Genomic DNA, 14,285 nt, shown 5'->3' with positions numbered 1-14,285 from the left:
CCAACCCCCCAGGTGAGCTGGGGGCCGTCGCACGTCACGGCTCCTCCATCCGCTGCTCAGAGCAGTTCGCCGCCCACGTCGGAGTGCGGGATCCGCTGGGCGGGAACGGTCCCCAGCCGCCCCGCCTGGAAGTCCTCGAACGCCTGGAGCACCTCGGCCCGCGTGTTCATGACGAACGGGCCGCCCCACGCGACGGGCTCGCGGATCGGCGCGCCGCCCAGCACGACGACCTCCATCTCCGCGTACCGCGACTCCTGCCGCCCCGCGCCGTCCAGGGCGATCGTGTCGCCCGGTCCGAACACGACGAGCTGGCCGGTGGAGATCGGTCGCCTCTCCGCGCCCACGGTGCCATCGCCCGCGAGGACGTAGACCAGGGCGTTGAAGTCGGGCCGCCACGGCAGCCTCAGCCGCGCGCCGGGGCTGACGGTGGCGTGCAGCATCGTCATCGGCGTGTACGTGGAGCCGGGGCCCCGGTGTCCCGCGACGTCACCGGCGATGACCCGCAGCAGCACCCCGCCGTCCGGCGTGGTCAGCAGCACGGACTGGTCGCCCCGCAGGTCCTGGTAGCGCGGCTCCGCCCACTTCCGGGCCTTGGGCAGGTTCACCCACAGCTGCACGCCGTGGAAGATTCCACCGGTGCGCACGAGCTCCTCGGTGGGCTTCTCGATGTGCAGCAGGCCAGCGCCCGCGGTCATCCACTGCGTGTCGCCGTTGGTGATGTTGCCGCCACCGCCGTGCGAATCGGCGTGCTCGAACTCGCCGTCGATGATGTACGTCACGGTCTCGAAGCCGCGGTGCGGGTGCCACGGCGTCCCCTTGGGCTCACCCGGTCCGTAGTCGACCTCACCCATCTGGTCCATGTGGATGAACGGGTCCAGGTCGGCCAGGTCCACACCCGCGAAAGCGCGCCGGACGGGGAAGCCCTCACCCTCGAAACCACTCGGACCAGTGGTTACCGAACGCACCTCCCGGTCTACCGAGGAGGGCCCCGGCTCGGGGACGCGGGCCAGGCTGGTGATGTCGGTGACGGTGACCGCGGGCATCGGTTTCCTCCCAGGTTGACATTTCAACTAACCCATGGAACGAGTGATCGAGTCGCGATATTCCTTCACGCCCGTTCGTGGAAGTCGTAACCCGGTGGTGGACTCCAAGAGAGACGTTCCGTAACCTGATCGAGACTTCGCGCCAGGCAATAGTCCATCCGGGCTATCCGGCCAGGTCACCGCCGCACAGACCGTGATACTGCCCCCTCGGGCACAGGTGGGAAGTACCGACGAAGGAGGCTGCGCGACGTGTCGTCGCAACCACGCAAGCGGATTTTTCGGGGAGCACTCGCGGCCACCGCGGTAGCCGCGTCGGTCATCGGAACGGCCACCTGCGCACAGGCCGACCCGGCGTCCGAGGCGCTGCAGAAGTACAACGACCTCTCCCACGAGGCCGAGGTCCTGAACGCGGACCACCTCAAGGCGCAGGACGCCCTGAAGGCCGCGCAGGACGAGCTGGGCAAGGCCAACGCGGACTTCACCACCGCCTCCGACGCCGAGAACGCGGCGAAGGCGACCGAGGAGCAGTTCCGCGGCCAGGTCGACCTGCTCACCGAGGCGTCCTTCGAAGGCGCGCGCTTCAACAACCTCTCCGCACTGCTGGTGGCCGAATCGCAGCAGGACTTCCTGAACCGCATGTCGGCGATCAGCGTGCTGGCCGCCGACAACAACGAGGCTCTCGGCAAGCTCTCCGGCGCCGTCGAGACCGCCGACCAGGCCCGCAACTCGGCCAAGGACGCCCAGGGCCGCGCCACGAAGGCGTCCGACGACGCCGCGAAGGCCGTCGAGGACATCGACAAGCGCGCCGAGGAGCTGGACGGCCGGGTCAAGGAGGCCAAGGCCGCCTACAACTCGCTGAGCAGCACCGTGAAGAACACGCTGTCCAGTGGCAGCGAGGAGACCCCGATCAGCACCAGCGCGACCGGTGACGTCGCGGTGGCCTTGAACTTCGCGCTGGCCCAGCGCGGCGAGCCGTACGTGTTCGGCTCCAACGGGCCGGACTCGTGGGACTGCTCGAGCCTGATGCAGAAGTCCTACGCCGCGGCGGGGATCTCGATCGGCCGGACCACCTACGCGCAGGCCGTGCTGGGGCGGGCGGTGTCGCGCAGCGAGGTGCAGCCGGGCGACCTGGTGATCTACTACGCCGACCAGGGCCACGTGGCGATGGTCGTGGACAGCAACACCGCCGTGCACGCCTCCACCGAGGGCGTGCCGGTGAAGACCGCGTCGATCGACTCGATCGGGCCGATCAACACGATCCGGCGGATCGTGGGCTGATCGCAGCTCCTGCGGACGAGCCGGCCCGGACACCTCCGGGCCGGCTCGTCCCGTTTCAGCCCACCAGGTGCCCGACCTCCTGGCGCAGCACGTCGGCGTCGTTGAAGAATCCCGTGTGGCCCACGCCGGACCACGTCAGCAGCCGGGCGCCCCGGATCTGCCGGGCCAGTCCGACGCCCCACTCGTACGGCGTGGCCGGGTCGTGCTCGCCGCTGACGACCAGCACCCGCCGAGCGCCGTGCACCGCGAGCGCTCCCCAGGGGTTGGCCGCCCGGACGGGCCAGCCCAGACACCCCGCCTGGACGTCCCAGCCCTCCACGTAGCCGCGGGTCACGGGTGCGGCCCGCCGGATCTCGTGCTCGCGCGCCACCAGGTCCGCGACTCCGCGCACGGTCGACGGGAAGTCGTGGCAGGCGATCACGCGGTAGGCGGCGTCACTGCCGACCCCGGCGAACGCGCTCACGTCGGCGGGCTCGGCGAAGGCGGGGACCAGCAAGTCCGCCACGGCGGGCCACTGCCCCCGCAGGGACAGGCCCGAGTAGATCCCGTACCCGACCCGCGAGGCGAAGTCGGGGACGCGGTCGAGCAGCCGCCGGTACTCGGCCACCACGTCGCGCCCGTGCAGCGCGCACGACGCGTCCTCGTCGCACCAGGCGGCGAACCCCGCGAACAGGTCCTCGGACACCCGTGCCTCGTCCAGCGCCAGCCGCCGTGACCCGATCGTGTGATCCACAGCTCCGTCGAGCACGGCCGCGCGCACCCGGTCCGGGAACAGCTGGGCGTAGGTCGCGCCGAGCAGCGTCCCGTAGGACAGGCCGAGCCACGACACCCGCGCCTCCCCCAGTTCGCGCCGCACCGCGTCGAAGTCACGGGCCGCGCTGATCGTGTCCACGTGGTCGATCAGCGGCCCGGTGGCCTCCCGGCAGGCCGCGGCCACCGAGCGGTTGTGGGCGACCAGGCGGTCGAACCCGGCGCGGTCGGCCGGGAACTGGGAGACCGCGGGGTCGAACGGCGGCACCGGGCAGGTGATCGCGGGAGTGCTCCGCCCGACCCCGCGCGGGTCGACACCCACGATGTCGAACCTGGCCCGCAGCTCCTCCGGGAACAGCTCCGGCACGTCCCGGACCAGGTCCGCTGCGGGCCCGCCCGGTCCGCCGGGGTTGAAGAGCAGCACGCCGATCCGACGTCCCGGATCGGCGGCGGACAGCCTGCTCAGCGCGAGGGTGATCCTCTCCCCGCCGGGGCGGGCCCAGTCCAGCGGCACCCGCACCGTCGCGCACCGGGCGCCGTGCTCGCCGCAGTCCTGCCACGACGGCCCCGCCACCGAGGCGCCCGCCACCCCGGTGGTCGATCCCAGACCCAGTGCCACGGCAGACACCAGCGCCAACACCCGTCTCATGCGTTCCCCTTCGACGTGCGAACGACTACGGCGGAGATCGTCGAACGGGCGGGCGTCAGCGGGCATCAGCCCAGGAGATGACCCGACCCCGACGGGGTGCGGGACCGCGCAGCCCCCGCCGACCGGCCCTTGTGGCCCGATCGGCGCCTCCACTAAGACTGCGGGACCGCCCAAGTCGAGGAGGACGTGAGTTGGACAGCAAGACGATCGTGCGAGGCGTGGCGACACTCGTCGTGGCCGCCGGGCTCCTGCTCGGCACGACGACCGCCGCCGTCGCGGCGGGCGACCCGGACGCGACGCGCGGACCGTGCGGCTACACGAAGACGCCGGACGAGCCCGCCGCCCGCCCCGTGCGCCTCCCGGACGACCCGAGGCACACCCCGGACCGCGGCACGGTCGACGTCCTGCTCAGGACCAACCAGGGCCCGATCCCGCTGACGCTGGACCGCAAGCAGGCTCCGTGCACCGTGCAGAGCTTCGTGCACCTGGCCCAGCACCGGTTCTACGACGCCACGACGTGCCACCGGCTCACGACGTACTCGACGCTGAAGGTCCTCCAGTGCGGTGACCCGACCGGGACCGGCGAGGGCGGGCCCGGCTACAAGTACAAGGACGAGCTGCCGACCGCGCTGCCGCCCGCCCCCAACGATCCAACCGGTCTGCGGCGGATCTACCCGCGCGGCACGCTCGCGATGGCGAACGCGGGCCCGGCCACGAACGGCAGCCAGTTCTTCCTCGTCACCGCGGACTCGGTGCTCCAGCCCAACTACACCGTGTTCGGCACCATCGGCGAGGAAGGCCTGAAGACCCTCGACAAGGTCGCCGCGGCCGGTGTCACGCCCACGCCGGAGGACCCGGCGCCGCTGGACGGGCCGCCGAAGCTGACGACCGACATCAGGCGCGTCTCCGTCAACTGTTGAACTCCCCCGACGCTTCCCGGAACGGCCACCCGACGTCCATCGTGAACTCTCTTCACGTTTCTACCCTGCGGAGTACGGGAACGTTCCAGCACGAGGAGCTCGGATGAAGCGCTTCATGGCCGCACTGGCCACGGCGGGCCTCCTGACCGCGGTCCTGCCCGCGGCAGCGCAGGCGGCGCCGACGGCCACCGGTTCGACGGCGGTCGGCCTGCACAACGCCTACACCCAGGAGACCGCCCCCTACCTCGTCGACGTGCTCGACCGGAATCCCGGCATGGTCGAGATCGACGTGTGGACGAACTTCTTCGGCACGCGCGACTTCCAGGTCGGCCACGACCCCGGCAACCACAACAACTGCTCGAACGCGACGACCTACGAGGGGCTGCGGTCCGGCAGCCGCGACCAGAACCTCGCGGGCTGCCTGCGCAACATCCGGCTGTGGCACGACCGCAACCCGAACCACGCGCCCGTCGTGCTCAAGGTCGAGGTGAAGAACGGCTTCGACGGCCGCGCCGGGTTCGGCGTGCCCCAGTTCGACGCGCTGCTCGCGAGTTCACTCGGCGCGGGCAACGTCTTCGGGCCCGCGAACCTCAAGGGCGGCTACGCCGACCTCGACACGGCGTCGCGGGCCGGGGCGTGGCCCACCCGCTCCGCGCTCGCGGGCAAGTTCGTCGTGATCGTCGAGAACGGCACGTTCGAGCTGCAGAACCCGTTCGACAACTACGACACCGACCTGGAGGTCGCCGACCGGCTGATCGCCGCCAACACCGCGGGCGCGCTCGCCTCGGCGCTGTCGTTCCCGGCGATCAACGGCGCGTCGGCGACCGACCCGCGCACCGGTGACCGCGGCGGCGCGCGCAAGCCGTGGATGGTCGCGTTCGACGGGAGCGCGGCCTCGTACGCGGGCTTCGGCGGCGGGCCGTACCTGGGCGGCGGCTACCTGGTCGTGATGACGGACGCGCACGACGTGGCGCCCGCCATCGACAGCCGCACCCCGGCCGCGGCCGACGCGCAGGCGAGGGTGCGCCAGCTGTCCGCGCTCGGGGCGACGATCGTGTCCAGCGACTGGACCAGCCCGGAGATCCTCTCGTACACCGCGAGCTAGTGCCCGCAACGGGAAGGGGCCTCCATCCACTGTGGATGGAGGCCCCTTCCCGTTGCGTCAGAGCGTTTTCGCGACCAGCGTCAGCACGTCGTACTTCGCGACCGACTCGCCCTTCTGGTTGACCAGGTCGGCGTCCCAGCGCACCTCGCCGTAGTCCTTGTCCTCGCGCGGGGTGATCTGCTTCGCCGTCAGCGTCACGGTCAGCTCGTCGCCGGGGAACGTGGGCGTGAGGAACCGCAGGTTGTCCAGGCCGGAGTTGGCCAGCACCGGACCCGGTTCGGGCGAGACGAACAGGCCCGCCGCGAACGACACCACGAGGTAGCCATGCGCGACCCGGCCGCCGAAGAACGGGTTGGCCTTCGCGGCCTCCTCGTCCATGTGCGCGTAGAACGTGTCGCCGGTGAACTCGGCGAAGTGCTCCACGTCCTCCAACGTCACCGTGCGCGGGCCCGCCACGACGCTGTCGCCGATCCTCAGCTCCGCCAGGCTCTTGCGGAACGGGTGCACGTCGGAGTCCGTGCGCGGCGCGCCCGGCACCCAGCGGCCGGTGATCGCCGCGAGCACCTTCGGGCTGCCCTGCACGGCGGTGCGCTGCATGTGGTGCAGCACGGCCCGCATCCCGCCCATCTCCTCGCCGCCACCGGCGCGGCCGGGACCGCCGTGCACCAGCGCGGGCAGCGGCGAGCCGTGCCCGGTGGACTCCTTGGCGTCGTCGCGGTCCAGCACCAGCATCCGACCGTGCCACGCGCCCGCGCCGAGCACGACCTCGCGCGCGAAGCCCGCGTCCGCCGTGACGACCGAGCCGACCAGGCTGCCCTGGCCGCGGGCGGCGAGCCGGATGACGTGCTCGACGTCGTCGTAGGGCATCAGCGTGCTGACCGGACCGAACGCCTCGACCTCGTGCGGCTGGGCCAGCTCCGGGTCGTCGGCGCGCAGCAGCACCGGCGAGAGGAACGCGCCGCGCTCGGCGTCGGCGTCCACGACCTCGACGCGCTCGAGGTCGCCGAACACGATCCGCGAGGCCTCCAGCAGCCCCTTGAGCGAGCGCCGCACCTCCTCGCGCTGCTCCAGACCGGCCAGCGCGCCCATCCGCACGTCCGGATTGGCCGGGTTGCCGATCACGACCTTGCGCAGCCGCGCGGACACGGCCTCCGACACCTCGTCGATCAGCGACGCGGGCACGAAGGCGCGGCGGATCGCCGTGCACTTCTGGCCCGCCTTGGCCGTAATCTCGTTCACGAGCTGCTTGACGAACAGGTCGAACTCCGGCGTGCCCGACACGGCGTCCGGGCCGAGGATCGAGCAGTTGAGCGAGTCCGCCTCGGCGTTGAACCGGACGCTGGAGCGCACCACGGCCTGGTGCGTGCGCAGGTGCTGCGCGGTGGAGGCGGACCCGGTGAAGCCGACCAGGTCCTGCTCGGTCAGGTGGTCGAGCAGGTCGCCCGCGCTGCCGCTGACCAGCTGGAGGGTGCCCTCGGGCAGCAGGCCGGAGCCGATCATCAGCTCGACCAGCTTCTCGGTCAGGTACGCGGTCTGCGAAGCGGGCTTGACCAGGCTGGGAACGCCCGCGAGGAAGGCCGGGGCGAACTTCTCCAGCGGGCCCCACATCGGGAAGTTGAACGCGTTGATCTGGACCGCGACCCCGCGCAGCGACGTGGCGATGTGCTGGCCCAGGAACGTGCCGCCGCGACCGAGCGGTTCCACGGCGCCGTCGACGTACACGGTGTCGTTGGGCAGTTCCCGCTTCGCCTTGCTCGCGTAACCCAGCAGGACGCCGATACCGCCGTCGACGTCGATCATCGAGTCGTTCTTCGTCGCGCCGGTGCGGGCCGACAGCGCGTACAGCTCCTCGCGGTGCTCCCGCAGGTGCGACCCGAGCGCCTTGAGCAGCGCGGCCCGCTGGTGGAACGTCAACTCGCGCAGCGCCGGTCCGCCGACCTCGCGGCCGTGCCGCAGAGCGGCCGCCATGTCGATGCCCGCCGACGAGATGCGGGCGATCTCCTCGCCGGTCACGGCGTCGTGCAGTGGCGAGCCCTCGTCCGTCGGCACGTGCCAGTGCCCGGAGACGTAACTGCGCAGCAGAGCCATCGGGGTCGTCCTCCAAGGTCCGGGTGATCTACCGACCGTTCGTTCAGTAAAGCAGGCGGGTCGCGCCTCGTCTGCACACTATCGGGGTGAGGTTGACTTCGACCGGCACTGAAACGACGAACAAGACCGGGCGTTCTTTCATCGTGACTTGAACAAAGCCGTCGAGTAATGTCCGCGACACACCAAGTGGTTCGGACCATTCCACTGATTTCCCTGACTCCGCTGATCAGTGGTTCGACGAAGAACCGCCACCCTGCACGAAAGGTGATCTGCGATGTCGACAAGAGGGCCTGCTCGGCGTGCCCGAGCAGCCGGAATCCTGGGCGCCGTCGCGCTGATGGCACTGGGCGCGGTCGCCATGTCCACCCCCGCCAACAGCGCTCCCGCGGCCAGCGCCGCCGATAGCGGCGCGGCGATCGGCACCATGGCGACGACCACGTTCGCCGACGAGTTCAACGGTCCGGCCGGCGCTGCCGTGGACGGTGGCAAGTGGGTGACGGAGACGGGTGACAACGTCAACAACCACGAGCGCCAGATGTACACGAACAGCACGAGCAACGCGGCGACCGACGGTGCGGGCAACCTGGTCATCACCGCCCGCCGCGAGAACCCGAACAACTACAACTGCTGGTACGGCCGCTGCGAGTACACCTCGGCGCGGTTGAACACGTCGGGCAAGTTCACCCAGACCTACGGCCACTACGAGTCGCGCATGAAGCTCCCGCGCGGCCAGGGCATGTGGCCCGCGTTCTGGATGCTCGGCAACGACATCGGCAGTGTCGGCTGGCCCAACTCGGGCGAGATCGACATCATGGAGAACGTCGGCTTCGAGCCCAACACCGTCCACGGCACGCTGCACGGCCCCGGCTACTCGGGTTCCGGCGGCATCGGCGCGGGCTACAACGGCCCGAACTTCTCCGACGCCTTCCACACGTTCGCGATCGACTGGGCGCCCAACCAGATCCGCTGGTCGGTCGACGGCAACGTCTACCAGACCCGCACGCCCTCGGACCTCAACGGCAACCGCTGGGTCTACGACCACCCGTTCTTCCTGATCCTGAACCTCGCGGTCGGCGGCTACTGGCCCGGCGACCCGAACAGCAGCACCACGTTCCCGCAGCAGCTGCTGGTCGACTACGTCCGCGTCACCACCTCCGACACCACCCCGCCGCCCACCGGCGGCGGCGGCCGGATCACCGGTCTCGCGGGCAAGTGCCTGGACGTCGCGGGCGCCAGCACCGCCAACGGCACCCCGATCCAGATCGTGGGCTGCAACAACAACGCCGCCCAGAACTGGAGCCGTCCCGGCGACGGCACCATCCGCGCACTCGGCAAGTGCCTCGACGCCGCCTCGGCGGGCACCGCCAACGGCACTGTGGTGCAGTTGTGGGACTGCAACGGCACCGGCGCACAGAAGTGGGCAGTCAGCGGAGCCCGCGACATCGTCAACATCCCGGCCAACAAGTGCCTGGACGTCGTCGGCAACAACCCCAACGACGGCGCCCGCACGAACCTGTGGGAATGCACCGGCGGCGCCAACCAGAAGTGGATCGTCTAACCACCAAACCCTTCCCACCAAGCAGCTCCCGTCGCCCAGGCAACGGGAGCTGCTTGCTTTCCAACAACCCCACCACACAGCCACCACCACCGGCGCAGCCGCCCCCTCGCACCCGGCGCGGAGCGCCCACCGCCCTACCGACGCGCAGCGAGGTGCCCTGTCAGGCGCAGCCTGATGCCCTACCGACGCGCAGCGAGGTGCCCCGTCGGGCGGAGCCCGATGCCGGCGAAGCCAGACCTCCCCCTGCCCCCGATACACAGCGCCCTCCTGCCGTACCCCTGTTTGTCAAGGCATCTTTCCCGCCTTGACAAACAGGGGTACGGCATTGAGACAATCGCGCGCCGGGGGCCGGGCTACGCCAGACACCCCCACAACGCACACCGGAAGCCAGGCTTCACCAGAAGCCACCACACCCCCTCACTCCAACGAAAACCCACCCCGAGACACCCCGGCCAAACTCACCAAGAACGCCCTCTGCCTCACATCCCCCCACCCCGTACTGACCTCCATCGCCCAAGTCCCCTCCTCCCACAACACGTAGTCCAACGCATCCGGCCACACCCTCCGCTCCCCCTCCGTCAACTCCACCCTCCCCAGGTACGCGTCCCGAAAAACCCTCCACTCCTCCACCCCGAACACCCCATCCCCCACCTCGTCGTGGAACAACAACACCGCAACCGCCAAATCCAAAACCCTGGGCACCCTCAACGCCTTGTCCGGATCCACCAACACCGGCCCCGCGGGCGCATACACCAGATTCACAGCCTTGAAATCCATGCACCCCACCACCATCGGCAACGCCCCGTCCCGCACCGCCGGCAACGTCCGCGCCACGAAATCCCTCGCCAACGGATCCAGCCTCGCCGCCAACCTCGCCGCCACCTCCGGCACATGCGAAGCGAACAACCGGTGCAGCTCAGGCAGATCATCCGTCGGATCAACCAACGAATAGTCCGGCCACGGGAACACCGCCATCCCCACCCCGCGCGCCCGCCTGGCGTGCATGCGCCCCAACAGATCCCCAGCCGCCACCAGATCCCCGGCAGACCCGTCGTAGACCCGCCCCTCGATCCACGGGTACACCACCCAGGCCCCGCCGTGCACGAACGACGGCCCCGCAAGCGGCACCACCACCGGGATCCCGGCCGCGGCCAGCCCCCGGCACCAAGCGGCGATCGCTCCCCCCGTCCGGGTGGAAGTGCGCTTCACCACCGCGGGCAGGCCGTTCGACTCGACCCGGAACACCGGCGCCCACGGGTGGCAGGAGCGCGTTGCCGTCGGGTGGACGCCGAAATGCTCGAACACGTCCTGGAAAGCGTCTACCTCGTAGTCGGGCACGAGTCGACATCCTCGACAATCGGCCGATCGGCCACAACCACTTTGGCCGTTCTGCCGACGCGGAACGTGCAACCCCACCAGTCTGATGGGCGTCTTGTGTTTAGGCCGGATCAGGCCGGAACTCGTCAGTTGGGGGAACACCGGTGTTGAAGCAAGTCCTCGTCCGCCTCGGCGGAATCGCCGTCGTGGTCGCGACCGCGACCGCGTGCGGTTCCTCAGGGCCGGAGCCGACGAACCCGGACCTCGTGCCGCGGGGCACCGCGCTCACCACGGCCAAGCCCACCCGCCAGGACCTGACCAACAAGGTGAGCCTGAACGGCAAGGTGACGATGAACCCGGTGTTCGGCCTCGTCGCGCCGATCGGCGGCCAGGTCCGGTTCATGGACGTGGCGGTACCCACCAGCACGCCGACGGTCGCGACCAGGGTCGGGTCGGTCTGGACCGACGGCGGACCCACCTGGTTCGAGGTGCCCGCGGGCGCGACGTTCACCGGTCGGCTGGTGGACGACAAGTCCACCGTGACGGCGGGGATGCCCGTCGCGTCGGCGAAGCTGGCGGGCTACGGCATCGCCGCGGACATCGACAGCGCGCAGGCGTACAAGATCGCGGACGGTTCGGCGTCGGTGCAGGGGCAGATCAAGAACGGCCCCGGCCCGTTCCCGTGCACGCTGCTCGGCACGATCGCCGCGCTGCCCGCGGGCACCGTGCCCGCCCCGCCGCCCGCGAACACCGACAAGGACGCCGACAAGGACGCGGAGGACGGCACGGGGTCCTCCCCCACCGGTCAGCAGCAGCAACAGCAGCAACAGCAGGACACCAGCGGTGGCACCGGGTCCGAGCCCACCGGGCTGCGCCTCGTCTGCACCGCGCCCGGCGACGTGAAGCTCATCAACGGCGCCTCGGCCACGCTGGAGGTCGTCACGCAGACCTCGGCCAACGCGCTCGTCGTGCCGGTCGAGGCCGTCGCGGGCGGGCAGGGCAAGGGCAAGGTCGAGATCGTGAAGTCCGACGGGAGCAAGGTGATCGCGGACGTCGAACTGGGGCTCACCGACGGCAAGGTCGTCGAGATCAAGTCCGGTCTCACCGGCGACGAGACGCTGAGCATGCCCGGCCCGAACCTGCCCACCGCCGAGCAGCAGCAACAGGACCAGCAGCAGCCCGGCGTCAAAGCGGGGTCTTGATGACGCCGCTCATCCGGATCACCGGGCTCACCAAGACGTTGAAGGGCCAGGACGAGCCCCGCACGATCCTCGCGGGCGTCGACCTGACCCTGCACAGCGGCGAGAGCATCGCCATCCTCGGCCGTTCCGGCTCCGGCAAGAGCACGCTGCTCAGCCTGATCGGCCTGTTCGACCGCGCCGACGGCGGGCAGTACCTGTTGGGGGACAACGACATCACCCGCATCCCCGAGCGCAGGGCCGCGGCGCTGCGCAGCGAGGAGTTCGGGTTCGTGTTCCAGCGCTTCTTCCTGCTCAAGCACCTGAGCGCGGTGCAGAACGTGTCGATGGCGCTGGTCAACGGCCAGGGCTGGCTGCCGCGCCGCAAGCGCAGGGCGAAGGCCATGGACGCGTTGGAACGAGTGGGCATCGCCCACCTCGCCAAGCACAAGCCGCAGCGGTTGTCCGGCGGCGAGCAGCAGCGCGTCGCCATCGCCCGCGCCCTGGTGCGCGAGCCCAGGATCCTGCTCGCCGACGAGCCGACCGGCGCGCTCGACACCGAGACGGGCAACCTCGTCGTCGAGGCGCTGCGCTCGGCCACCGACCGCGGCTGCGGCCTGATCCTGGTGACGCACGACCACGACCACGCCTCCAAGATGGGCCGGGTGCTCCAGTTGACCAACGGCGTGTTCGACGGCGCACCGCAGCGGGTGGTCGTGTGATGCGCCTGTCCGGGCGGTTCCGCTCGTCCCTGATCATCGGCGGCCAGGGCATCCGGGCCCGCAAGATGCGCACGTTCCTGTCCATGCTCAGCCTGTTCCTCGGCGTGCTGGCCGTGGTCACCGTCCAGGCGGGTTCGGTGATCGCGCAGCGCGCCATGCTGTCCGACGTCGAGATCACCCAGGGCAAGGACGGCACGGTCCAGATGTACCTGCCGAGCGACCCGCGGTCCGTGCCGGTGGCCATGGACGTCATCAGCGGCCGCACGGACGCCGTCGGCGTCACCCGCGGCAAAGCCGTCATCGGCGAGCCGGGGGTGAAGCCCCTCAACGAGGGCGGCGGCCGCCTGGACCAAGGCGGCGGCTACGGCCCCGCCATGCGGGTCACCTGCGACGCCAACGGCTGCAAGCCCGTCACCGACGAGGACGCGGGCGCCCCGCAGGGCCAGGCGATCGAACTGGCCATGAACTCGCTGACCGGCGACATCCGCCAGTTCCGCCCCTTCCGCCTCCAGTCCGGCGAATGGCTCGACTTCTCCTCGGCCCCCTCGCTGTCCCCGCGCATCGTCCTCAACAAGTACGCCGCGGAGGGCTTCGCCAACCACGAGATCCCCGCCGAGATGCGCGTCTCCGGCGCCGTCGCCAACGCCACTCCGCGCATCATCGGTGTCGTCGACGACGGTGGCTGGGGCCCCGCGGCCTACGTCCGCTCCGACGAACTCCTCAACTGGATGCCCGTCGACAGCCTGAGCGACCAGCGCTACGGCAGCATGGAACTGATGCTGGCCCCCACCGCCACCGACCTCCAGCAGACCCTCCGCACCCGCCTGGTCGCGGCGGGCGCGAACGGCGACGAGATCCACGTCGAAACCATCAACTCCCTCGAGGAGATGCAGTCCCAACTGGCGCTCATGCGCTGGATCTTCCTCGGCATGGCCGCGATGGTGCTGCTCATCGGCGTCGCGGGCATCCTCAACGTCGGCCTCGCGACAGTCGGCGAACGCATCGAGGAATTCGCCCTGCGCCGCGCCGTGGGCACACCACGGCTGCTGCTGGCCGGAATCGTGCTCGCGGAAACCCTGCTAACAGGCCTGCTCACCGCCGCGGCCGCCATCGGCTTCGGCATCGTGGGCCTCAAAGCCGTCAGCTCCCTACTAGGCTCCCGCGAACCCTTCCTCCAGAACGTCGACTTCCCCTGGCAGGCCGGAGTCGCCGGAGTCATCGCAGGCCTGATCGCAGGCATCCTAGGCGGCCTGATCCCAGCAATCCGAGCAGCCCGCATCCCCATCGCCACCGTAATGCGCGCCTAGAACACACCAACCGCCTACCGGCGCAGCCCAACGCCCTCAAGCGAAGCCAGAACTACCCCTGCCCCCGATGCACAGCGCCCTCCTGTTCGATCTTGGTTTGTCAAGACATCTTTCCCGCCTTGACAAACCAAGATCGAACATTGAGACAATTGCGCGCACGGGGGCCGGGCTTCGCGGGGTGACCCCCAACGCACGGCGGCCGGGCTTCGCGGGGTGACCCCCAACGCACGGCGGCGAGACTTCACGGGATGGCCCACACCGCACAACCTCCAAGCCGCCACTCCTCCCCGACAACCCAACCCCGCAAAACCCATTGCCCCCCACCCCCACCTCTCACTACGTTCACCCCCACGCCCTGCCCAGACCAAGG

General features: G+C 70.3%; 11 protein-coding genes. 7 read left to right on the top strand and 4 right to left on the bottom strand.

What is annotated here, in order from left to right; genetic code table 11:
- Positions 1 to 56: 56 nt before the first annotated feature.
- Entirely contained in the window at positions 57 to 1,043 is a 987-nt protein-coding gene (locus RM788_RS38885; RefSeq protein WP_315924598.1) for a pirin family protein, read from the bottom strand.
- Between the two features lie 249 nt (positions 1,044 to 1,292).
- Between RM788_RS38885 and RM788_RS38880 the strand changes: the two genes are divergently transcribed.
- On the top strand, positions 1,293 to 2,321 hold the full coding sequence (locus RM788_RS38880; protein ID WP_315924595.1) for a C40 family peptidase: 1,029 nt from the start codon (positions 1,293 to 1,295) through the stop codon (positions 2,319 to 2,321).
- 55 nt (positions 2,322 to 2,376) lie between these two features.
- Here the strand turns inward: RM788_RS38880 and RM788_RS38875 are convergent, their stop codons facing one another.
- Positions 2,377 to 3,720 (bottom strand): alpha/beta hydrolase, encoded by a 1,344-nt coding sequence (locus RM788_RS38875; protein ID WP_315924593.1) that lies wholly within the window; start codon positions 3,718 to 3,720, stop codon positions 2,377 to 2,379.
- A gap of 209 nt (positions 3,721 to 3,929) precedes the next feature.
- Between RM788_RS38875 and RM788_RS38870 the strand changes: the two genes are divergently transcribed.
- Positions 3,930 to 4,640 carry a peptidylprolyl isomerase gene (locus RM788_RS38870; RefSeq protein WP_399345234.1) on the top strand — a complete coding sequence of 237 codons (711 nt, stop codon included), beginning with the start codon at positions 3,930 to 3,932 and terminating at the stop codon, positions 4,638 to 4,640.
- A 103-nt stretch (positions 4,641 to 4,743) separates the two neighbouring features.
- Positions 4,744 to 5,745, top strand: coding sequence for a Ca2+-dependent phosphoinositide-specific phospholipase C (locus tag RM788_RS38865; protein WP_315924591.1), 1,002 nt, complete (start codon positions 4,744 to 4,746; stop codon positions 5,743 to 5,745).
- 57 nt (positions 5,746 to 5,802) lie between these two features.
- On the opposite strand, the gene paaZ is transcribed toward RM788_RS38865, so the two are convergent.
- Complete coding sequence (gene paaZ, locus RM788_RS38860) at positions 5,803 to 7,833, bottom strand: phenylacetic acid degradation bifunctional protein PaaZ (RefSeq protein ID WP_315924589.1); 2,031 nt, start codon at positions 7,831 to 7,833, stop codon at positions 5,803 to 5,805.
- A gap of 274 nt (positions 7,834 to 8,107) precedes the next feature.
- On the opposite strand from paaZ, the gene RM788_RS38855 reads away from it, so the two are divergent.
- Positions 8,108 to 9,391, top strand: a complete 1,284-nt coding sequence (locus RM788_RS38855) for a family 16 glycosylhydrolase (protein ID WP_315924587.1) — start codon at positions 8,108 to 8,110, stop codon at positions 9,389 to 9,391.
- Between the two features lie 417 nt (positions 9,392 to 9,808).
- Here the strand turns inward: RM788_RS38855 and RM788_RS38850 are convergent, their stop codons facing one another.
- Positions 9,809 to 10,729, bottom strand: a complete 921-nt coding sequence (locus RM788_RS38850) for a phosphotransferase enzyme family protein (protein ID WP_315924585.1) — start codon at positions 10,727 to 10,729, stop codon at positions 9,809 to 9,811.
- A 143-nt stretch (positions 10,730 to 10,872) separates the two neighbouring features.
- On the opposite strand from RM788_RS38850, the gene RM788_RS38845 reads away from it, so the two are divergent.
- The 3 genes from RM788_RS38845 to RM788_RS38835 are packed head-to-tail and all read left to right on the top strand — an operon-like array spanning position 10,873 to position 13,915.
- Positions 10,873 to 11,910 (top strand): efflux RND transporter periplasmic adaptor subunit, encoded by a 1,038-nt coding sequence (locus tag RM788_RS38845; RefSeq protein ID WP_315924583.1) that lies wholly within the window; start codon positions 10,873 to 10,875, stop codon positions 11,908 to 11,910.
- Positions 11,910 to 12,608, top strand: coding sequence for an ABC transporter ATP-binding protein (locus RM788_RS38840; protein ID WP_315924581.1), 699 nt, complete (start codon positions 11,910 to 11,912; stop codon positions 12,606 to 12,608). The genes RM788_RS38845 and RM788_RS38840 overlap by 1 nt, the downstream gene beginning before the upstream one ends.
- On the top strand, positions 12,608 to 13,915 hold the full coding sequence (locus tag RM788_RS38835) for an ABC transporter permease (RefSeq protein WP_315924579.1): 1,308 nt from the start codon (positions 12,608 to 12,610) through the stop codon (positions 13,913 to 13,915). Before RM788_RS38840 ends, RM788_RS38835 begins: the two co-directional genes overlap by 1 nt.
- The last annotated feature ends 370 nt before the right edge of the window (positions 13,916 to 14,285 follow it).

It is taken from the genome of Umezawaea sp. Da 62-37, assembly GCF_032460545.1.
GTDB lineage: Bacteria > Actinomycetota > Actinomycetes > Mycobacteriales > Pseudonocardiaceae > Umezawaea.
The sequence above is the reverse complement of the archived record's forward strand: the minus strand, read 5'-3'. Positions and strand labels throughout refer to the sequence as shown.